The following is a 19,959-nucleotide window of genomic DNA, read 5'->3' as shown; positions in this document are numbered from 1 at the left end:
CCGCACCGCGCGCCCCAACGAAAGGCACCGATGAACGGCACCACCCTCCAGTACCTTCCCCGCTTCTTCGTGAAGCAGCGATTGACCATGATGGTGAACCGCTACGAGATCGTCGAGGCGAACCCCGACGGCACCGAAGGGCGGATCTTCGCCATCGCCCAGCAGAAACGCATGGCGATGAAGGAACAGGTCACGTTCTTCGCCGACGAAGCTCGAACGCAGCCGCTCTTCGGCTTCAAGGCCCGCAACGTCATGGACCTGGCAGGCACCTACGACGTCACCGCCGCTGACGGGACTCCGCTCGGCGCATTCCAGAAGGACTTCAAGGCGAGCATGCTGCGCTCGAGCTTTCACCTTTACGGACCCAACCTCGAAGCCTTCGGCCAGGAACGCAACCAGATGACCGCGATCGCCCGCCGGATAATCGACTTCCCGTTCTCGTTCCACTTCGACTTCACCGACAAGGCGACCGGCGCCGTCGTGATGTCGAGCGAACGCCAGTTCAGCCTGCGCGACCGCTACACCGTCGACGTGCCCGACCAGCGAGTGGACTTCCGCCTCGCGGCATCCGTCGCCGTTGGTCTCGACGCGATCATGCAGCGCTGACGCTTCCCGCACTTAGCTTCCGTCGACGAGACAGAACGGGTGACCGGCCGGATCGAGAAAGACCCGGAAGTCGTCCTCGCGGTAGCCGGCATCCGTCGCGCCGAGGGCGAGCACCTGTTTCTCGGCAACGTCCATGTCTGCGACGGTCACGTCGATGTGCAGCTGCTGGGGCACGACCTGCCCCGGCCACTGCGGCGGGTTGTAGTCGTCGATCTGCTGGAACGACACCCGCGGTCCGCCCTCGGGTTTCTGCAGGGCGACCCAGTCCTCGCGGTCGATGACGCGTTCCATTCCGAGGAGTTCCTCGTAGAACGAGGCGAGGGCTTTGGCGTCCGGGCAGTCGAGCACGACGCTGCGAAATTCTCCGATCATGACGGCGAGACTACGGCGCGAAGGGCCGGCGAGGGAAGGGTGGGATCACTCCCACCCAATGAGCTCGAGCAGTTGGGCCGCGATTTGTTCCGGGGTGCGACCGCTCGTGTTGACCCGGTGAACATCCTCGGGCGATTCCTGCTCGAGGCGTTTCGCCGCAGCCTTGCTTCGCTCAACGTGCTCGCGCAGTGACCCGCCGCGCTCGCGCTGCCCCAATCGCCGGCGCGCCTGCCGGTCGCTTGCTTCGAGGAGGATGCCGACGGCATCCACCTCTCCGCCGAGCGCCATGCTCAACCGTGACATCTGCAGCACCGACACCGTGTTCGTGTAGATCAGCCGGGAGTAGCCCAGCGCCCGGTAGTTGCCCCACATCGCGGCAAGATTGTTCTCGGCCAGTCGCGCGTCGGGATGCTCCACCCACGGCGCCGGGTGCGCCAGGTCGAGATTGTCGCCATCGATCAGCGCATGGTGGATGTCGCGCTCCCGCAGCAGGTCCTGCAGCGCGAGGGCAACGGTCGACTTGCCGACGCCCGAACGCCCGCCGAGAAAGAGCACCTGGGTGGGTGGCCTTCCGTGCGGATGTTCCGACGAGCGGAAGACCGTTTGCGAATTGGGCGCGTACGCGAACCAGCCGAAGTTCTCGCCGTCTTCGGCCATCAGCTTCTCGATGCGTTCGTGTTCTTCTCGGGATGCCGCGACGAGCGCCGCGAAGGCGGCCGCGGCATCCGGGTTCGCCGCTGGGGCGTTCGAGACGCCGACGTTGCGCACGTCTTCGCTGTCGACCATCGAGCGGTACTCCACCGAGAACTCTTGGCCGAGCTCGGAGGCGACACGCTCGGCGAGTTTGTGCCCTCGCTTGTCGAGCCGACGAGCGGCCGCCTTCGCTCGCCACCGCGCCCGATGGGTGAGCGCGTCGTAGAAGGACCGCTCCCAATCCTGCAAATCCCGCACGAGGGCCGGGCTCAGCTTCGCCACGTCATAGGGAACGGGCTCGGGGAACCACAGCACCGTGTCGGCGTAGTCCGGGAACATCCGCACGGTCGTGGTGGCGTACTCATCCAGTTGCTCCATACCGCGACGATAGCGTGCGGGCCTCACCGATACGCTCGGGGGCATGACAAACACCGAGCAGTGGATCGAGCATCGGCGCGGCAGCGACCGTGAACTCCTGGGATGGATGACGCCCACCGGTGACGGCTTCGTCGTTGTCGACCTCCTCGGTCGGACTCGCACCGGCGAACTGGACTGGCACACCGCCGAAGAAACCCTCGACGCCATCGGCCTGGGCTTTCTCGCCGACCCCTACGAGCTCCGCCTCCCCGACGGACGCTGCATCGGGGTGCGCATCGCGGAACTGTCCCCTGACGGCATCCGCGTCACGCGCGACGATTGGGGAGCGCACGACGTGGCCGAGCGGGAGTTTCTGCTGCCGTTCCCGATGCCCGAAGAACTGCGTCCGAGAGCCACGCATCCGGAGCAATAGGACCGTCGGCCTGGTCACAGAATCACTTCGTGCGCCCAGACCGGCCAGGTGCCACGTTCGACATCGAGATCGATCCCGCGCAGCCGGATGAGACAGACCCCTTCGGTCGAACGCGTCACGGCCCAGAGGCTGTGCGGTCGGCCGAGCGCGTGCGCGGGAATCCACTCGAGAACCTCATCGAGGTCGGCGTCGAAGAGTTCCCACTCTTCCTTCGCTCCCCCACCCTCCGCCCAGAAGTAGACCCGGTAGGTCGGGTCGTCGACCTGGGTGGTCTGGTCGCGGGGGTCGATCAGTTCGGCTCGCATACGCTCACCGTAGCTGTCGAGAGCAAAAAGGCGTCGCTATCCCCGCGGTTGCGCCGGGTTCGCCGGGTTGCCGTGCGCCGGCGGGTTGACCGGCGGGGCATCCGTCTTGGGCCCCTCTGGCGACACGTCGCTGCCCGAGCGCACCTCGGGCATCGAGTCCGGGATGCTTCCGCTCGGCTCAGCCCCATTCTTCAGCGCCTCGAGACGGTGCGTCAGCACCTGCACCACCGGAAGCCGGTTCGCGTGCGCCTGCTCGTAGTCGAGCAACGTGGTGACGCCGGCTTCGTCGAGGGGCGCGATCCGCTGCGGAAGTGTCCCGAGCGGAATGTGGTCGAACTCCGGAAGCGGCAAGTTACTGTGTTCGATCGAGTCGTTCATGTGTTTCCTCCCTCGTCGTGTTCCTTGTTCTCCATCCAAGGCGGGGAGTGGGTGGGTCGCAAGGCGTTGACAGGGTGACGCGCGTGGTTCGACGCGAGCCGCGGCATCCGCATGGGGAGTGCTCCCCCGTACGTCCGGCGGCGATTTCGGGCAGACTCGAACCATGACGAACCCACCGCAGAGCCCCTATGGACCGTCGGACCCCTCGCAGCAGCCCGCCTATGGGCAGCCGCCGATGTTCCACCCGCCGCAGGTGCCGTACGGGTACACGGTGGTCGGGCCGAAGCCGCCGCAGCGCGGCAACGGGCCGGGACTTGCCGCCCTCATCCTCGGTATCGTCTCGGTGGTTCTCGCGTTCATCCCGATCGTCAACATCTTCGCGTTCTTCACGGGAACCGCCGGCATCATCGTCGGCATCATCGGACTCGTGCTCGCCGACCGGCCCCGCAAGCAGGCGGCGTGGGGAACGGGACTGTCCGCGGCATCCATGGTGATCGCGTTCCTCATGTTCTTCGTCTACACCTTCGGGTTCATCTTCGCCGTGGGCGGCGCGATCGAAGAGTCGACGCGCAACCTGCCCACGTACGAGGCGACGCCGGTTCCGTCGCCTACTCCCTCCGCGATCGCACCGGCCGTCGAACCGCTCGCCCTCGGCACCGGCGTGCAGCTGAACGACGCCGATGGCGCCCCGCTATTCGACGCGACGGTGACGGCATCCGTTCTCGATGCCAACGACGTGGTGCTCGCGATCGACGGCAATACGCCAGCACCCGCGACCATGCAGTGGGCCATGGCCACGGTCGAACTGACCGTACTGGCCGCGTCGAACCTGCCGCCCGACCAGATCGAGGTCGAGTTCGTCACCGCTGACGGTTCGGTGTACTCGGTGGCCGACGCGCTGGCGACCCCACCGCCCGCAGACCTTGCCGACATCCAGGACACACTGGCGCTCGGCGAGAGCGGCTCCGGCAACGTCGTGATCGCGATTCCCACGGCGGATGCCACGGGTGGCGTCTGGTCCATCCGGTACGGAAGCGAGTCCAGCGGCGCGATCACGTACTACTTCGAAAGCGCGTAGTCCGACGTTACGTTGCTCCGTCCCGGCGTATCTCGTCGCGACCTCACATCGTGAGCAGAATCTTGCCCGTGTGCTCACCCGAGTCGAAGTGCTCGTGAGCGGCCGCGGCCTGGTCGAGCGGGTAGCGGACTTCGACGGCGGTGCGGACGGTTCCCGCCGCGACGAGCGGCCAGACGTGCGTCGCGACATCCGCAACGATGCGCGCCTTCTCCTCGATGGGGCGGGCGCGGAGGGTCGTGCCGTGCACGCTCGCGCGGCGTGACATGAGCAGGCCGAGGTCGAGTTCAGCCTTCGCGCCGCCCTGCAGGCCGATGACGACGAGCCGTCCGCCGGGCGCCAGCGCGTGGAGGTTGCGGTCCAGGTACGTGGCGCCGACGACGTCGAGGATCACGTCCGCGCCGTGCCCATCGGAGAGGTCGAGCATCTCCTCGACGAAGTCCTCATCGCGATAGTTGATGCCCGCTTCGGCGCCGAAGCGATAGCAGTATGCGAGCTTCTCCTCGCTGCCGGCCGTCACGACCGGGTGGGCGCCGTGGGCCGCGACGAGCTGGGTCGCCATGGTGCCGATGCCGCCGGCACCTCCGTGGATGAGGACCCAGTTTCCCTTCTCGACCCGCACATTCATGAACAGGTTGGACCAGACCGTGCAGACGACCTCGGGCAGAGCGGCGGCGTCGATGAGGGTGGTACCGGTCGGGACCGGCAGTACCTGTCCGGCCGGTACGGCGACGTATTCGGCGTAGCCGCCGCCGGCCAGCAGCGCGCACACTTCTTCTCCGAGCCCGAAGCTGTCGACGCCATCGCCGAGCTCGGCGATCGTTCCGCTGACCTCAAGGCCCGGGATATCGGATGCCCCCTTCGGCGGCGGGTACACACCCTTCCGTTGCTGCACGTCGGCGCGATTCAGCCCGGCGGCGGCGACTCGCACGAGCACTTCACCCGGTTTCGGTTGCGGGCGGGGGCGTTCGACGATGCGCATCACTTCGGGGCCGCCCGCGCCCTGGTACTCGACTGCCCGCATGGTGCTCATCGTGTGCTCCCCCGTGGTTGATGGCGTGCGTCCCATCGTTTCACGGTCGGTTGGGTGAGTTGAAGGCCCCGCGTGACCCCATGGCGGAGTCGCGCACGGAGTTTCCGTGCCGAAGTGCGGCGTTTCTTGCCAAAAAGGCGCCTTGCGGCACTCAAACCCGCTGATCCGGCCCTTTTTCTCCAGGGGTTGCACCCGGTATGGGCGCCTGAGTCGGGCGGATGCAGTGCGCTCGGGCGGTAAATCGTGGGCTTCGACCCCTCTACGTGGACGAACCCACGAATTCTCCTCCCGAATGTGAACGGCACCGGCCGACTTCCGCATCAGGAGCCGTGCCGGACGCACGACCCCTCCCGAAACGTTCAGCAAGCTCCTCATAGACTCGGAAAGTGACCCTCCGTATCGCCCTCGTCAGCCTGCACACGTCGCCCGCCGACGATCCGGGCACCGGCGACGTCGGCGGAATGAACGTCGCCGTGCGAGCCACCGCCGTGGCGCTTGCAGCCCAGGGTCACGAGGTCGAGATCCTGACCCGCCGAACCGACCCCGCGGCATCCGCTGTGCTGAGCCTTGCTCCGAACCTCACACTTCGTCACCTCGACGCCGGGCCCGCCGAGCGCCGCATCAAGGGCGACCACGAGTCGTACATTGCGGATTTCCGCCGCGCGCTCTCCCCGCTCGGGCCGTACGACCTGCTGCACTCGCACCACTGGTTCTCCGGCATGGCTGCGCTCGATGTGGCGGCGACGCGTGGCATCCCGCATGTGCAGAGCTTCCACAGCATCGCGGCGGATGCCTCCACCATGCTATCCGCCGGTGAACGCCCGGAGTCGCCCGGCCGGCTGCGCGGCGAAGCGCACCTCGCACAGTGTTCCGCCGCGGTGCTCACCGTGAGCGAGGCCGAACGCACCACCGTGATCGACCGGCTCGGCGGCTCGCCTGAGCGGGTGACCGTCATTCCTCCGGGGGTCGACGCGTCGCTGTTCACCCCCGCGAACACTCCCGCCGCCCAGCCCGGTTACATCGTCGCCGCTGCCCGGCTCGAGCCACTCAAGGGTCTCGACCTCGCCATCGAAGCGCTCGCGGGGCTGCCCGCGGCGATCCGCCCCGAACTCATCCTCGCCGGAGGCCCGACCACCGGACACGATGCCTACCCCGCCGAACTCGCAGCACACGCCCGCGCGCATGGGCTGGCCGACAGCATCCGTTTCGTGGGTCCGCAGTCCCGTGAGGATCTCGCCGCGTTGCTCCGCGGCGCCCGGATGCTGCTGGTCCCGTCGCACTCGGAGACCTACGGACTCGTCGCGCTCGAGGCAGCGGCGAGCGGCATTCCCGTCGTTGCCTCGGCATCGGGCGGACTGGTCGAAGCCGTCGCCGATCGCGTGACCGGGCTGCTCGTCGACTCGCGCGATCCCGCCGCGTGGACGGATGCCGTCCGCCGGCTCCTCGAGGACCCCGCCTTCGCTGCCCGGCTCGGAGCCGCCGGCCGCAAACACGCCGAGCAACTGACCTGGGACCGCGCCGCCACCGCAACCGCCGAGGTCTATGCGCAACTCCTCGCTGCCCGGGCGGCGTCATGACCGACATCTTCGACGGGGTCGACTCCGTGCTCTTCGCCCACGCGCACCCCGACGACGAAACACTCGCATCCGGTGCGCTCATCGCCGACCTCGTGTCGCGCGGTATGCGGGTGACGTTGCTGACGGCATCCCGGGGCGAACGCGGCGAGATCGTCGCCGGCGCTCTGCCCGCAAACACCGACGCGGATGCCCTCACGCGCGCCCGCGAGGCCGAGCTCGCCGGTGCGGTGGCCACGTTGGGCATCTCCGCGCAGTACTGGCTCGGACTCGGCCCCGCCCGTGCACCCGGCCTGACGCCGCGGAGGTATCGCGACTCCGGGATGGAGTGGATCCGCCCCGGACTCGCCGGTCCCGCCGGCGATGCCGACGCCGACGCGCTCTCGGTTGCGCCGCTCGCCGAGGTCGTCGACGACGTCGCCGCGCTGATCGCTGCCGAACGCCCGTCGCTCGTGATCAGCTACGACTCCGGGGGTGGGTACGGCCATCCCGATCACGTCCGCATTCGGGATGCCGCGCTGGCGGCATCCGTTGCGGCTGGCGTTGCGTTCGCGGAACTTCTCGAGGCCCCCGCAGCCGATGCGTCATGGTTCTCGCTGACGGAGCACCAACCCGTGGTGGTTGCGGCATTGAAGTGCCACGCGAGCCAGCTGACCGTCGTCGGTGACGACGTGGTGCACTCCGGCGGCCAGCGCGAGCCGATCGGCACGGACGTGGGACTGCGGCTCGTCACCACCGCCACCGCCGCCGTCGCCGCCGCCGATCGCGCCACTGAATCGCAGGACTTGCTCGCCCCGCTCCGCTGATCCGCGCCACAGGGATATACTGTCCTTACGACACTAAATCGGAGGATGCGATGGAGAAACGAGACGCAGAGCATCCGTATTCCTCCGAGTTCCTGGCTGCTCTCACGAGCGTCATCGCGCAGTGGACCGCCCCGGGATTTCTCGTCTCGGTCGCCGCTCGCGAGGGGATCGACCTCGACTCGACGGCGATTACCGCGATCAGCATCCTCGACCGGCGTGGGCCGCTGCGCCCATCCGCACTCGCCGACCACCTTGCAACGGGAGCGTCGAACGTGAGCAAGGTGCTTGGGCGGCTGGACGCTTCCGGCCTCATCGAGCGCCGCAAGGATGAGGCCGATGCTCGTGCGACCGTCATCCACCTCACCGATGCCGGACGCGAGGTTGCCGCCGCCTTCATCCGAGCCGGAGACGGCATGCTCGAAGAACTCCTCGACGGCTGGAGCGAGAAGGAACGGCACCTGCTCACCCACCTCACCCAGCGCCTCGACACTTCCACCCGCGTGTTCGCGGCCACCCTCCCCACCACACCATCACGCCCACAAGGCTCGAACGAAAGCACAGTCACATCATGACCCGTACCTACGTCGTCACCGGTTCCGCTTCAGGCATCGGCCAGGCCACCGCCGAACTCCTCCGCGAGCGCGGACACAACGTCATCGGAGTCGACCTCCGCAATGCCGACGTTGAAGCCGACCTGTCGACCACGCTGGGTCGGGATGCCGCCATCCGCGGCGTCCTCGCGGCATCCGATTCGAAAATCGACGCGGTCATCGCAGCGGCGGGCATCTCTGCGCCGAAGGCCCTGACCGTTGCCGTGAACTTCTTCGGCGTCACGGCGCTGATCGACGGGCTCGCCGCCGCTCTCGCCACAAGCGAGGCACCGCGCGTCGCGGTCGTGAGCTCGATGGCGTCGCTTCAGGACAACTCGCCGGAACTCGTCGACGCTCTCCTCGCCGGAGACGAAGCTCGCGCCCTCGACATCGGAAGCGCCCTCGAAGCCGAGGGCCCCCGCGTCGGTTACCTCAACTACCCGTCCAGCAAGCGGGCCCTGTCGCGGTGGGTGCGCCGCGAGAGCATCGCACCCCGATTCGCGGGCGCCGGTATCCCCGTCAATGCGGTTGCCCCCGGCACCGTCGTGACGTCGATGACCCGTGAGCTGCTGGCATCCGATCAGGGACGCGCGATGGCTGACGCCGCCGTGCCGATGCCCCTCAACGGACACTCGGATGCCATCGTCATCGCGCGCCTTCTCGTCTGGCTGACGGGCGAGGAGAACACGCACGTGACCGGGCAGACGATCTACATTGACGGTGGAGCGGATGCCACGCTCCGCGGAGATGACATCTGGTCCTGACCCAGCTGGCTCCGGCCGCCTCGTCCGTCCTGTGTGCGTGATTTCTGTCGCGAATAGTGGGACAAGGGACAGACGAACGGATGCCACGACCCGCGAGCCAGCTTCATCCGTCCCTTATGCGCGGTTTCTGGCTGAAGACCCGACACGGGGGCCGGACGAACGGATCCCCGTGGCACAGCCTCTTCTATCCGCTACACGGCACAGAGGGCATGGCTGATTCGCCATCCGACACCAGCCTCAGCTCAGGAATGCGAAAGCCCGACCCGGCGCCCCGGTTCCACGAGCGACTTTCAGCGGCGCGAAAACAAACGTCGATCCGCGTACGGGAAGCGCCGAGAGATTGGCGAGTGCCTCAATGAAGATTGTGCCAACGCTCAGCCCGGCAATATGGACCTCTCGTCCCGCGTGAGACGATCCCATGCTCGGACTGTCGGTCCCAACACAGCGGACACCCCTCGACGCGAGGTAACGCATAGTTTCTGCGACGGGAGCAGGCCATGACGCTCCAGTCTTGTGAATCAGAGCGTTCGTGGCGTAATGCGCGCCCTCGGTTCCGGAGCGGTAGTGCTTAGCGTCCCATGCCGAGCGGAAGAGTACGATATCGCCTTCCTGTAGGTCCCCATTCGCGAGCTCGAATGCCTCTACGTCAGAGCGCCCGATAACCGGGCTCTCGCCGTCCACCGTGGCCCCCTCCAGTAAATGCGCAACATCGATGACGACAGCTGGCCCGATCAGCTGCGAGAGTGCGACGTTCTCGACGGTGACGTTGCCCGCTTCGCCTTCATCGGGAAGTCCAGTGCCCGGCCGCGGAACGAAGTGCGCGGGAGCGTCCATATGCGTTCCCGTGTGTTCATCGATCAGCAGCCACCGCGTTTGATAGTCGCCGCACGGCGACACCATGTGCGCTTCGTCTACGCCGCCCGCGGCGAAGTAGTTGAATGTCTTCTGCTGATACGGCATATGGCCAGGCCAAGTGCAAGGCAGTTCCTCTGCAAGCAGCAATGTGAGGTCGACCACGCGATCGCCATTCCACAACGAATTTTCTGACATGTGTTCTCGACCATTTCTCTTGAAGTATCGTCGCCGTGGCCTGGCCATCAAGTGCCAGTGGCGGCAATTTCAGTTTGAGCCAAGACGGCTTCCTCCGTCGCTTCGTCGCGCGGGAGTTCAGCCACAATCGTGCCGCGGCTCATGACGAGGACCCGATCGGAGAGAGCGAGCACCTCCTGGAGTTCACTCGAAATTACCAGCACCGCCATTCCGTCACTCACGAGCGCATCGATGAGGCGATAGAACTCCGCGCGTGCTCCGACGTCAATTCCTCGGGTGGGTTCGTCAAGGATGAGCAGGTCTGGTTTAGACAGGAGCCATTTAGCGAGAACCACCTTCTGCTGGTTGCCACCGCTGAGCACACCGGCATCCAACCACGAGCCACCGATTTTGATGCGAAGGTCCTCAACTTGACCCCGAACCATCGCGTCCAGTTTCCGGAGGTTGAGCCAGAATTTGCCTCGCTTCGCGAGGTGCGTCAGCACAATATTGTCGTGGATCGACAAGCCGGTGTGCAGACCCTGAGCCTTCCGGTCTTCTGACACCATCGCCGCGCCGGCACGTACCGCTCCCAGCGGTGAACGCATCAGTCCGTGCTTCCCGTTGATCGTTACAGATCCAGAGCTGACGCGATCTGCCCCGAAGATAGCCCGGGCTAGCTCCGTTCGCCCTGAGCCCACCAGTCCAGCCAATCCGACTATTTCTCCCCGACGAATTTCGAAAGAGCACTCGGCGCTTCCGTCGACCGACACGGAATCCACCGACAGGACGACCTCACCCGGTTCGCGTATCGTCCGTGAATCGTGCATCTTCTGATCAAGGTCACGCCCAACCATCGCGTTGATCAATGTGTCCACTGATGTCGATGCTGGATCGAACTCGCCGCGCGGCACGCCGTCGCGAAGCACATAGATGCGATCGGCGACCGCGAAGACTTCGTCAAGACGATGCGTGACGATGACCACAGATCGACCGTCATCGCGGAGTGAGCGAATCAGGTCGAGGAGCGCCTCTGTCTCCCTGCGGCCGAGCGCGGCTGTTGGCTCATCAAGAATGAAGAGCTTGGCGTCCGCCGAAAGGGAGCGCACTATCTCAACGATTTGCTGCTGTGCGACGCTGAGTTCGGAGACCAATGCCTCCGGATCAATGCCAAAATCCATGGACGCCGCGACGATCGCCGCGCGCGCGCGCGTCAGCTGGTGTCGTGAGTTGCGCCACCAGCCCCAGCGATACCCTGCGGGACTCGTCAACGAAAGATTCTCGGCCACAGTCATTTCGGGGATGAGGTTAAACTCCTGAAGCACGATCGCCACTCCACGGGCGAGTGCCTCCGCTGTGGACCGGAACGTGACCTCTTCTCCTTCGAACAGGAGTGTGCCCGAATCAGGGGTGACCGCGCCGGCTAGAACTTTCCCTAATGTCGATTTACCAGCACCATTTTCTCCTACCAGAGCGACGACCTCACCCCGGCCGATGTTGATGTCAACACCGGCCAAGGCGCGGGTGGCGCCATAGCTTTTCTCAATCCCTGAGGCCTTGAGCAAAGACACCATCTCAGACATTTGGTTTCTAACCCTCGAAGCTATTCTTTGAAGACCGTGTCCTGGACGTCGGATTCGATCTCCAGAACGTTCTCACGGGTAACCAGGATGGTTTCGACCGTCACCTCTTTCTCGACCTTTTCACCGTCGAGGAAGCTGCACGCAGTCGAGAATGCCTTCTGTCCCATGAGCACGGGCTGCTGCATCGCCGCGCCCGCAAGTGTCCCGTCCTTCAACGACTGAAGAGTGTCAGGACTCCCGTCGAATCCAACCGCGATTGGTTCGTCCGCCCCATCCAGAGCGGTCTGGGCGCCCTGAGTTGCCTCGTCATGCTGAGTGAACAGGCCGATGAGATCGGGGTTCCCGGCGAGAAGGTCCTGCGTGAAACCGAGGCTTTCCGACCGGGTGTAGTCGGCTGACTCGAGCAGGGGAACGATTGTGTACCCAGCCTCTTCAACAGGCTTGGAGAATCCGGCCGTGCGGTCCTTCCCGTTCTGACGAGTCTGCGAGATTCCGATGATGGCGATATCACCGCTCGAGTGTCCGGCTGCCTGAAGCTGCTCAACAAGGTATTCTCCCGCTTCCTGTGCGGCCGCGGTGTTGTCGGTCTTGATCAGGCTGACGTATTCCCCTTCCTCGGTTCCGATGTCAGCGATGACGACAGGAACTCCCGCTTCTTCCGCAACGTCAAGAACGGCCGGGGCCGAAGCGCTGTCGGTCGGAGAGAAGATTATTAGATCTACGCCTGATGTGATCGCATCCTGCGCGTTCTGCAGCTGCTTACCTTGGCTGTTGTCGGAGTCGTAGTCGGTGACAGTCGCATCCTTCTCCTCTGCTGCATCTTTAATTCCCAGGGACAACGACCGCCAGAACGAGACACTGGTCGCTGAGGTGATGTAGGCGATCTTGGCGCCCTTGCAGCTCGAATCCGCTGAGCCAGCGGCAGGGCTATTAGCAGGGCTATCCATCGAACAGCCGGCCAGTGCCGCCACAGCCACCATGCTGGTTGCTGCGAATGCCATTATGCGTTTCATGATTCTCCTTTGATTCGTGATTGCTGGTGCAGGGTATAAAAGGCGCTAGTCAAGCTTTCTTGCCGCGGACGACGCGATCGAGTACCACGGCCATGATGATGACGGTTCCGAGCGCCGTGCCTTGCCAAAAGGCGCTTACACCGACGATGTTTAGGCCGTTCTGCAGCACACCGATCAGGAAGATCCCGATCAATGTGCCTATCGCGCTCCCCTTGCCTCCCATCAAGGACGCACCCCCGATGACTACTGCCGCGATAGTGGTCAACTCGAAACCCGAACCCGTGTTCGGGTCAATCGTTCCTAGCCTCGAGGCCTCAATGGCCATCGCGACAGCGCACAGCAGTCCGGTCAGCGCGTACGGAAGTACTTGGTATGCAGAGACCCGGATGCCAGAAAGGCGCGCGGCCTCCGAGTTCGAGCCGATGGCATAAAGGAATCGTCCGGGCTTGCTCCGCGTGAGCATAAGGTGAGCGACAACGTAGAGGACGACGAAGATGACGACGTAGATTTTGATACCGCCGATGTTGCCCTTACCAAGCCAACCAAACTCGGCCGGAAGACCGAAGAGAGACCGTCCGTCAGAAATGACATAGGCAAGCGACGCCGTGATAGACATCATGCCGAGAGTGACGATAAACGGGGCGAGCCGCACATACGCGACCAGAACACCGTTGATTGTTCCGGCCAGAAGCCCGGTGGCGAGCATGACCGCGACGCCCGCCACGACGCCATTCTGAGTCATCACCAGACCGCCGGTCATGATCGAGATTGCCGCGATTCCGCCAACCGAGAGATCGATACCGCCTGTGAGGATGACCAGCGTCTGCCCGATGGCAATAATACCGAGCACCATCACTTGGGACAGGATGTTCTGGAGATTCCCCGACGACAGGAACCTTGGCTCGAGAAGCGTCAGTACGGTCGACAACACGAGTAGTGCCGCAAACATGGCCATCTCGATGCGATACGTCGTTGTTAGTTTGCGCCAACCACTGCGATTCTTACGCTCCGCGTTTACACCGGGCCGGTCTGGTTCCGTGAGGACTGCGCTCATCGCTGACGCCTCGTGACATCGTCCGCGTATTGCAGCATGGCGTCGTGGGATGGTCGAGTCATCATTGCCTCCGGAGCGTGTCGTAGATCCTGTAGGATATGGCCATCTTAGACATGAAGCAGTCGAGAATTGCAAGGTGTGCATAAAGTTTGTGTACTTTGCTCAATCAAATTGGTCGCGATCTCGCCAAAACTGTCGCATAGTTCACCACCTGCGTACCCCAGACTGGGGTACTACTCGAAGCGCTTATGCACCCACACAGTGCGAGAAGAAGCCCCGCGGAGCGGGGTCTGTCGCACAGAAGGCGTTTGGCGGAGGAGCACAAACGAGTCGCGTGGGGAGAGGGCGTGCTCCATCAACGACTCGCCAGCCGTTGCCGGTACACCGCGACGGCATCCCGGGTGTCTTCCTGCATCAGGTCGGCGTTGAGCGCTGCCCCGACGCGGAGACCCTCGGCAGCGGATGTCACGACCTGCGCCATGAGATCCGTCACGTTCCCGGCGGCATAGACACCGGGAACGGATGTCGCGCCCATCGGGTCGGTCTCGACGAACGAGCCGACGCCCATGGGGTGCGGCTGCACGTCGACGCCGAGCTGCTCGAGCAGGTCGGTGTTGGCGATGAAGTTCGGCGCAATCACGAGGGCATCGACGGCGTGCATGGTCCCGTCTTCGAGTCGTATCCCGTTGAGTCGGCCGCCTGAGCCCTCCACCGATACGGCCGCGCCGTCCACGGCAGCGATCCCGCGGGCGGCGAGCTGCTCCAGTTCGTCGTCGCTCGGCTGCGGAGCGGTGTGCAGAAACAGGGTGATCCGCTCACTCCATTGCCGGAACAGCAACGCCTGGTGCACCGACTTCGGCCCGGTCCCGAGGATGCCGATCGCCCGGTCACGCACCTCCCACCCGTGGCAATACGGGCAGTGGAGCACCGATGTGCCCCAGTGCTCGCGGAGGCCAGGCACATTCGGAAGCTCGTCCGTCAGCCCGGTCGCCACCAGCAGACGTCGGCCTTCGAAAACCTCGCCGCCCGCGGTGGTGACTGCGAAACCGTTGCCCGTTTGTGTGGCGGTGGCGGTGGCGGCGGCATCCGACACGATGACCCCGCCGTAGGATTCGACTTCGGCCCGACCGAGGCGGGTCAGTTCGGCGGGAGGCGTGCCATCCCGTGTGAGGAAATTATGCACACCGGATGCCGGTGCGTTGCGTGGTTTGCCCGCATCAAGCACGAGGACGGACCGACGCGCGCGGCCGAGCGCGAGCGCGGCGCTGAGGCCGGCGGCACCTCCGCCGATGATGATGGCGTCGTAGTGAAAAGTAGTGGTGTTTGTCATGGTTTCATGCTGCGCGCGGGCGTACGGATTCGCAACTATCGTTGCCGTATCGGCAAACCGCGGGGGCGGTGCGGGCCGGACCGCTCCAGTTGCCGCAAACGCAGGCAATCCGGCCCAATTGCCCGCACTAGCGACCACCGAACGGATGCCGCGGGGACGCACGCGGTTCATCCGTCCGTTATGCACGTTTTTCGACCCAGAAACCGCCATACGGGACCGACGAGCGGATGCTGCGCACCCGCGCGCCGTTCAGTTGTCGCAAACGCAGGTAATCCGGCGCAAATGCCCGCACTAGCGACCACCGAACGGATGCGGCGGGACGCTCGCGGTTCATCGGTCCGTTATGCACGTTTCCCGACGCAGAAACCGCCATACGGGACCGACGAGCGGATGCTGCGCACTCACGCGCGGTTGAGTTGTCGCAAACGCAGGTAATCCGGCGCAATTGCCCGCATTAGCGACCACCGAGCGGATGCCGCGGGGACGCGCGCGGTTCATCGGTCCCGCATGCACGGATATCGTCGCAGAAACCGGCATACGGGACCGATGAGCGGATGCTGCGGCGCGGCATCCGCGTTCATCGGTCCGTTATGCACGTTTTCCGACACGAAAACCGGCATACGGGACCGATGAAGTCACGCGGGGACGAACGACACCCGCATCTGCCATGATTTCCCCATGCGCCACACGCCTGCCTACATCGTCACCGATCCCGAAGAGGTGAAGCGGCTGGTCCGCGAGAACCCGTGGGCGACCATCGTGTCGAATACGGCGAAGGGCCTGGTGGCGTCGCACTATCCGGTGATGCTCGAGGAGGATGCCGACGGCATCAGCATCGTCAGCCACGTCGGCCGCCCCGACGATCGCGCGCTCGAGCTCGGCGCGCACGAGGTGATGGTCATCATCCAGGGTCCGCACGGGTATGTGTCGCCGGGTTGGTACGACGGCAAGCCCGCGGTTCCCACATGGAACCACGTCACCGCCCACCTCTACGGCACCCCGCAGATCCTCTCGGATGAGGAGAACTGGCAGGTGCTCAGCAACCTCGTCGGCCACTTCGAGCACGAACTTCCGGAGCCGAACCTGCTCGAGCACAACGAAGAATACGGCCGCAGGATCATGTCGGGCACCGTCGGGTTCCGCCTCATCGTCGAGCGGTTCGAAGCCCGCGCAAAGCTCAGCCAGGGCAAATCCGCCGAGGTCGTCGGCAACGTGATGAGCGAGCTCGAGCACGGCGAAAACTACGCCCAGCCCGACCTCGCCGCCGAGATGCACCGGGTCCACGACAAGTAGATCCAGTCGGCAAAGCACGACCCGAGCGCGCCTGAACCCGTTGCAATGGGAGTTCACCGAAAGCGCGAGGATTCCTCAATCGCCTCTTCCCTCCCCCGCAATCGGGGGGTAGTGTCTGGGACACTGTGCCGGGGGCACCACAGTCGCCGGCCTGACTGTCACTCTCCAATGAAGGAGCAATACATGATTCAGAGACGCAAATTCGGCATCACGGTGGGAGCGACCCTCGCCACCGGTGCCCTGATCGCGGTCGGTTTCGCCGGCCCCGCCTACGCAGGCGGAGGCAAGGGCCACGGCCACGGCGGCGACAAATCCGCATCGGCGCAGCTGCGGAAAGCCGTCACGGCAAAGGGCATCACCAAACACCTGCAGGCCCTGCAGAACATCGCGGACGCGAACGACGGAAACCGGGCGGCAGGAACGTCGGGCCACGCGGCATCCGTCGACTACTTCGAGAAGCAACTCAAGAAGGCCGGGTACGTCACATCACGTCAGGCGTTCAGCTACGACAAGTCGGTTGTGGACACCGCCGTCCTCGACCTGGTCGCTCCCACCACGGAAACCTTCACGTACGGGGTCGATTTCGTCGAGGCATCGAACGCGTCCGAGGGCGACGTCACCGGACTTATCGAGGCGGTCGACATCAACCTCACCGGCGACCGCGCATCGACGAGCGGTTGCGAGGCGGAGGACTTCGCGAACTTCACCGAGAACAACATCGCCCTCGTGCAACGCGGCACGTGTGACTTCAGGGTCAAGGCAGACAACGCTCTCGCAGCAGGCGCCGTCGGTGTGATCATCTTCAACCAGGGCAACGCCTCCGAAACCGAAGACCGCTCCGCGCTCTTCGCCGGAGCCCTGGGTGAGACGATCTTCTCACTCCCCGTCGCGACAACGACGTTCGCGCTCGGTGAGACCCTCGCCACCACCGAAGGGGCTGAGGTTCGCCTCGCGTTCGACGCCCACATCGAGACGGTGAACACCTTCAACCTGCTCGCTGACACCAAGAAGGGCGACCCGAACAAGTTGCTCGTCGTCGGCGGACACCTCGACAGTGTTCCCGAGGGCCCCGGTATCAACGACAACGGTTCGGGAACCGCCTCGATCCTCGAGACGGCGATCCAGATGTCGAAGAAGCACATCGTTCCGAAGAACAAGATCCGTTTCGCGTTCTGGAGCGGTGAAGAGGACGGCCTGCTTGGCTCGAACCACTACGTCGCCCAGCTCACCCCCGAGCAGATCGCGCAGCACGCCGCGAACCTCAACTTCGACATGACCGGCTCGCCCAACGCGGTGCGCTTCGTCTATGACGGAGACGGGGATGCCTTCGGCACGGAAGGACCGGAAGGATCGGATGCGATCGAGGCAGTCTTCAACGACTACTTCGCCTCGCAGAACCTCGCGACCGAACCGACCGCGTTCGACGGACGCAGCGACTACTTCGCGTTCATCGAGAACGGCATCCCGGCCGGTGGATTGTTCTCGGGAGCTGAGGGCATCAAGTCCGAGGCGCAGGCGGAGATCTTCGGCGGCACCGCCGGCGAAGCGTACGACCCCTGCTACCACGCCGAGTGCGACGACATCAACAACATCAACCAGGAGGTCCTGGGCCAGATGGCTGATGCCATCGCCCACGCCACCGCTGTCTACGCCGACGCCAAGGTCATCAAAGGCCACGGCAAAGGCTGGGGCAAAGGGCACCACGGCAAGGGCCACTACGGAAAGGGCTACGGCAAAGGTCACGGCCACGACAAGTTCGGTTACAAGGGATACGACAAGGGTCGCTAACGCTTCCTCGTCCCTCTGCTGAGAAACGCCTCGGGGCCTCTGCGCATCGCGCGGAGGCCCCGAGTGCTGTGCTGCGGCGCTACAGGCTCTACAGCTCGATCAACTCCAGTTGCACGTCCACCTCATCGCCCTCACTGATGCCCTCCGCCATCCGCACCGCCTTCTTCACCGGGAGGATGTACTGGCCCACCGTGCTGTCAGGGAACACCGAGGTCTCCCAACTCGAGTCGCCGACCGTGACGCGGACTTTCACGGATCCGAAGCCACGCGGCATCCGCGGACGGTCACGGATGTCGTCACTCTCCTCTCTGGGGACGGTGACGAAGAACCAGGGGGCGTCACCCTGCCAGGCCCAGAGCGGAGTGGTGAACCGGAAGGTCATGCCGAACAGAGTAGCCGCGACCGACGACTGGGCGACAGAGTCAGCCGGCGTTGTGGCGGCGGAGGTGTTCGCCGAGCGGACCCGCGGGATCCGTGCCGCTGCGCACCGACAGCAATCGCTCGTTGAGCGCCTGGATCACGGCGTCGCGGTGCCCGTGCGTCTCTTCGTAGGCGAGCAGCGCCTGAATGCCTTCGGCGTCGAGGTGTTCGTGGGGGTGCGGCGCTTCCGGGGTGCCTGCAGAATCCGGCTCGCACAGCATCGCGTCGTTCATGGTCCCCTCCCCCAGGAATGCACCTTGGCGTTCCTCTGATCTCAATTCAAGATCGTGGTAGCGGAAGCCTCAAGGGTATTGACATAACGGTTCGGTCGTGCGCCTGCCGCCTCCGGGCGCGGCACCATCCTGCCCCGCGGTGGGTCGCTACGACAGCCGGCCGGGTTCCTCCGGGTTATAGAGCCAGCCCAGCCAGCCGTTCTCGGTCGGCATGATCTCGTAGCCGTCGCAGACCAGCACCGAGTCGGGCCGCTCGGCCGCGCTCCACGTCGCCGTGAGCACCGGAACACCTTCGCGCGGCTGCTCCTCGCAGTCTCCGCGTGGGGCGCTCGTCGTCTCGATGCGGATCGTCGAGATCCGCTCATCGCGGGTCGCAATGCGACGGATGCCGGTGGCATCCGTCGGGATCCACTCCGGCATGTCGCCGCCGACCCAGTCCTCCGCAGCCGCCGTGTAGGTTCCGAACGACTCCTCGTGAGAGTTCACGACGTACTCTTCGATCGAGCAGCCGCTGAGCACAAGAGCGAGTGCTGCCACTGGGAGTACCGACGTGATTCTGCGGGAAGTTGCCATGCTTCCAGTTCAGCGCGTCACGGCATCCGGCGAATCGGCTTCGAGGATGATCCGGCCCCACCGGGAGGATGAGATCAGTCAGGACGGGATGTCGTCGAGCGTCTTCTCGAGGCGGGCGAGGCGGGCGTCGATGCCCTCGAGCCGGGCGACGAGCGCTTCGTTCACCGTGGTGTTCTGCTCGAGGGCTTTCGCCGTCGAGTCATTGCGCTCGGAGCGCATTTTGACGACGGTCACGATGCCGCCCATGACGATTCCGACGATGACGATCCAGGCGAACCAGGGGAAATAGGCGAGTTCAGGCATCAGTTTTTTCGCTTTCGTTGGTGGTCTGGGCGACGGCGTCGACGAGAGTCTGTGCGTCGAGGGTGAGGGTGAACGGCACCAGTTCGAAGTACTTGAGTGCTTTGCCGTCCGGTGACATTTCAAGGTGCCCGGCCACGAAGCCGGCCTCCTCGAGTTTGGTCAGGTGCATGTACAGAAGCGCCCGTGACATTCCGACCCTGCGGGCGAGTTCGCTCACGTGCAGTCGCTCACCAGAGAGGAGGGCGAGCACGCGCATGCGCTGCGGGCTTGCGATCGCGGACAGCTTGGCGCTGAGCTGGTCCGCGTTCATCGTTTTGCCTTGCACATGTAAGCAATGTATTACATGTGCAGACT

The 19,959-nt window shown here is 64.7% G+C and carries 24 protein-coding genes; 9 read left to right on the top strand and 15 right to left on the bottom strand.

All coding sequences use genetic code 11. The features are described 5' to 3' along the window. Window positions 1–30 precede the first annotated feature (30 nt). Complete coding sequence (locus D9V29_RS13945) at window positions 31–606, top strand: LURP-one-related family protein (protein ID WP_121673939.1); 576 nt, start codon at window positions 31–33, stop codon at window positions 604–606. A 12-nt stretch (window positions 607–618) separates the two neighbouring features. On the opposite strand, the gene D9V29_RS13940 is transcribed toward D9V29_RS13945, so the two are convergent. After that, complete coding sequence (locus D9V29_RS13940) at window positions 619–978, bottom strand: VOC family protein (RefSeq protein WP_121673938.1); 360 nt, start codon at window positions 976–978, stop codon at window positions 619–621. 45 nt (window positions 979–1,023) lie between these two features. After that, complete coding sequence (locus D9V29_RS15225) at window positions 1,024–2,049, bottom strand: immunity protein CdiI family protein (protein ID WP_308428562.1); 1,026 nt, start codon at window positions 2,047–2,049, stop codon at window positions 1,024–1,026. Window positions 2,050–2,092: 43 nt separating this feature from the next. On the opposite strand from D9V29_RS15225, the gene D9V29_RS13930 reads away from it, so the two are divergent. Further along, window positions 2,093–2,461 (top strand): hypothetical protein, encoded by a 369-nt coding sequence (locus tag D9V29_RS13930; RefSeq protein WP_121673937.1) that lies wholly within the window; start codon window positions 2,093–2,095, stop codon window positions 2,459–2,461. A gap of 14 nt (window positions 2,462–2,475) precedes the next feature. Here the strand turns inward: D9V29_RS13930 and D9V29_RS13925 are convergent, their stop codons facing one another. After that, window positions 2,476–2,766, bottom strand: a complete 291-nt coding sequence (locus D9V29_RS13925) for a hypothetical protein (RefSeq protein ID WP_121673936.1) — start codon at window positions 2,764–2,766, stop codon at window positions 2,476–2,478. Between the two features lie 36 nt (window positions 2,767–2,802). Further along, window positions 2,803–3,144 (bottom strand): DUF8129 domain-containing protein, encoded by a 342-nt coding sequence (locus D9V29_RS13920; protein WP_121673935.1) that lies wholly within the window; start codon window positions 3,142–3,144, stop codon window positions 2,803–2,805. A 163-nt stretch (window positions 3,145–3,307) separates the two neighbouring features. Between D9V29_RS13920 and D9V29_RS13915 the strand changes: the two genes are divergently transcribed. Further along, window positions 3,308–4,222, top strand: a complete 915-nt coding sequence (locus D9V29_RS13915; protein WP_121673934.1) for a CD20-like domain-containing protein — start codon at window positions 3,308–3,310, stop codon at window positions 4,220–4,222. Between the two features lie 43 nt (window positions 4,223–4,265). Here D9V29_RS13915 and D9V29_RS13910 read toward each other — a convergent pair whose 3' ends face one another. Next, the gene (locus D9V29_RS13910; protein ID WP_308428561.1) at window positions 4,266–5,252 is read right to left on the bottom strand and encodes an NAD(P)H-quinone oxidoreductase; all 987 of its coding nucleotides are present in this window, start codon (window positions 5,250–5,252) and stop codon (window positions 4,266–4,268) included. Window positions 5,253–5,638: 386 nt separating this feature from the next. Between D9V29_RS13910 and D9V29_RS13905 the strand changes: the two genes are divergently transcribed. From D9V29_RS13905 to D9V29_RS13890, 4 genes are read left to right on the top strand one after another with little or no spacing between them, the layout of a single operon-like run. Further along, window positions 5,639–6,829, top strand: coding sequence for a glycosyltransferase (locus D9V29_RS13905; RefSeq protein WP_229790426.1), 1,191 nt, complete (start codon window positions 5,639–5,641; stop codon window positions 6,827–6,829). Continuing rightward, window positions 6,826–7,632 carry a PIG-L family deacetylase gene (locus D9V29_RS13900; RefSeq protein WP_121673933.1) on the top strand — a complete coding sequence of 269 codons (807 nt, stop codon included), beginning with the start codon at window positions 6,826–6,828 and terminating at the stop codon, window positions 7,630–7,632. Before D9V29_RS13905 ends, D9V29_RS13900 begins: the two co-directional genes overlap by 4 nt. A 50-nt stretch (window positions 7,633–7,682) precedes the next feature. Then, window positions 7,683–8,204, top strand: coding sequence for a MarR family winged helix-turn-helix transcriptional regulator (locus tag D9V29_RS13895; RefSeq protein ID WP_121673932.1), 522 nt, complete (start codon window positions 7,683–7,685; stop codon window positions 8,202–8,204). Next, window positions 8,201–8,986, top strand: coding sequence for an SDR family oxidoreductase (locus tag D9V29_RS13890; protein WP_121673931.1), 786 nt, complete (start codon window positions 8,201–8,203; stop codon window positions 8,984–8,986). Before D9V29_RS13895 ends, D9V29_RS13890 begins: the two co-directional genes overlap by 4 nt. A 237-nt stretch (window positions 8,987–9,223) precedes the next feature. Here D9V29_RS13890 and D9V29_RS13885 read toward each other — a convergent pair whose 3' ends face one another. The 5 genes from D9V29_RS13885 to D9V29_RS13865 all read right to left on the bottom strand — a co-directional run bounded on the left by D9V29_RS13885 (window position 9,224) and on the right by D9V29_RS13865 (window position 14,995). Beyond that, window positions 9,224–10,036, bottom strand: coding sequence for a cyclase family protein (locus D9V29_RS13885; RefSeq protein WP_220699966.1), 813 nt, complete (start codon window positions 10,034–10,036; stop codon window positions 9,224–9,226). 47 nt (window positions 10,037–10,083) lie between these two features. Further along, on the bottom strand, window positions 10,084–11,598 hold the full coding sequence (locus D9V29_RS13880; protein WP_121673929.1) for a sugar ABC transporter ATP-binding protein: 1,515 nt from the start codon (window positions 11,596–11,598) through the stop codon (window positions 10,084–10,086). Window positions 11,599–11,618: 20 nt separating this feature from the next. After that, the gene (locus D9V29_RS13875) at window positions 11,619–12,611 is read right to left on the bottom strand and encodes a substrate-binding domain-containing protein (protein WP_121673928.1); all 993 of its coding nucleotides are present in this window, start codon (window positions 12,609–12,611) and stop codon (window positions 11,619–11,621) included. Window positions 12,612–12,660: 49 nt separating this feature from the next. After that, window positions 12,661–13,665, bottom strand: coding sequence for an ABC transporter permease (locus D9V29_RS13870; protein ID WP_183085037.1), 1,005 nt, complete (start codon window positions 13,663–13,665; stop codon window positions 12,661–12,663). 355 nt (window positions 13,666–14,020) lie between these two features. Beyond that, window positions 14,021–14,995, bottom strand: a complete 975-nt coding sequence (locus D9V29_RS13865; protein WP_121673926.1) for an NAD(P)/FAD-dependent oxidoreductase — start codon at window positions 14,993–14,995, stop codon at window positions 14,021–14,023. Window positions 14,996–15,673: 678 nt separating this feature from the next. Here D9V29_RS13865 and D9V29_RS13860 point away from each other — a divergent pair. Together D9V29_RS13860 and D9V29_RS13855 are read left to right on the top strand one after the other, a co-directional pair. After that, window positions 15,674–16,288, top strand: a complete 615-nt coding sequence (locus tag D9V29_RS13860; protein WP_121673925.1) for an FMN-binding negative transcriptional regulator — start codon at window positions 15,674–15,676, stop codon at window positions 16,286–16,288. A gap of 183 nt (window positions 16,289–16,471) precedes the next feature. Continuing rightward, window positions 16,472–18,076, top strand: a complete 1,605-nt coding sequence (locus tag D9V29_RS13855) for a M28 family metallopeptidase (RefSeq protein ID WP_183085036.1) — start codon at window positions 16,472–16,474, stop codon at window positions 18,074–18,076. Window positions 18,077–18,164: 88 nt separating this feature from the next. Here the strand turns inward: D9V29_RS13855 and D9V29_RS13850 are convergent, their stop codons facing one another. From D9V29_RS13850 to D9V29_RS13830, 5 genes are all read right to left on the bottom strand, one after another. Beyond that, window positions 18,165–18,458 carry a DUF1905 domain-containing protein gene (locus D9V29_RS13850; protein WP_121673923.1) on the bottom strand — a complete coding sequence of 98 codons (294 nt, stop codon included), beginning with the start codon at window positions 18,456–18,458 and terminating at the stop codon, window positions 18,165–18,167. Between the two features lie 40 nt (window positions 18,459–18,498). Then, window positions 18,499–18,729: a DUF8129 domain-containing protein gene (locus tag D9V29_RS13845; RefSeq protein ID WP_121673922.1), complete on the bottom strand. Its 231-nt coding sequence runs from the start codon at window positions 18,727–18,729 to the stop codon at window positions 18,499–18,501. 147 nt (window positions 18,730–18,876) lie between these two features. Further along, window positions 18,877–19,302, bottom strand: coding sequence for a hypothetical protein (locus tag D9V29_RS13840; protein WP_147436296.1), 426 nt, complete (start codon window positions 19,300–19,302; stop codon window positions 18,877–18,879). Between the two features lie 78 nt (window positions 19,303–19,380). Further along, a complete protein-coding gene (locus D9V29_RS13835) occupies window positions 19,381–19,605 on the bottom strand; it encodes a hypothetical protein (protein ID WP_121673920.1) in 225 nt (74 codons plus the stop codon). After that, on the bottom strand, window positions 19,598–19,915 hold the full coding sequence (locus D9V29_RS13830) for an ArsR/SmtB family transcription factor (RefSeq protein ID WP_121673919.1): 318 nt from the start codon (window positions 19,913–19,915) through the stop codon (window positions 19,598–19,600). The genes D9V29_RS13835 and D9V29_RS13830 overlap by 8 nt, the downstream gene beginning before the upstream one ends. Window positions 19,916–19,959 lie beyond the last annotated feature (44 nt).

Source organism: Mycetocola manganoxydans (genome assembly GCF_003667545.1).
In the GTDB taxonomy this organism is placed as follows: domain Bacteria; phylum Actinomycetota; class Actinomycetes; order Actinomycetales; family Microbacteriaceae; genus Mycetocola_A; species Mycetocola_A manganoxydans.
This window is presented reverse-complemented; position numbering and strand designations above follow the sequence as displayed.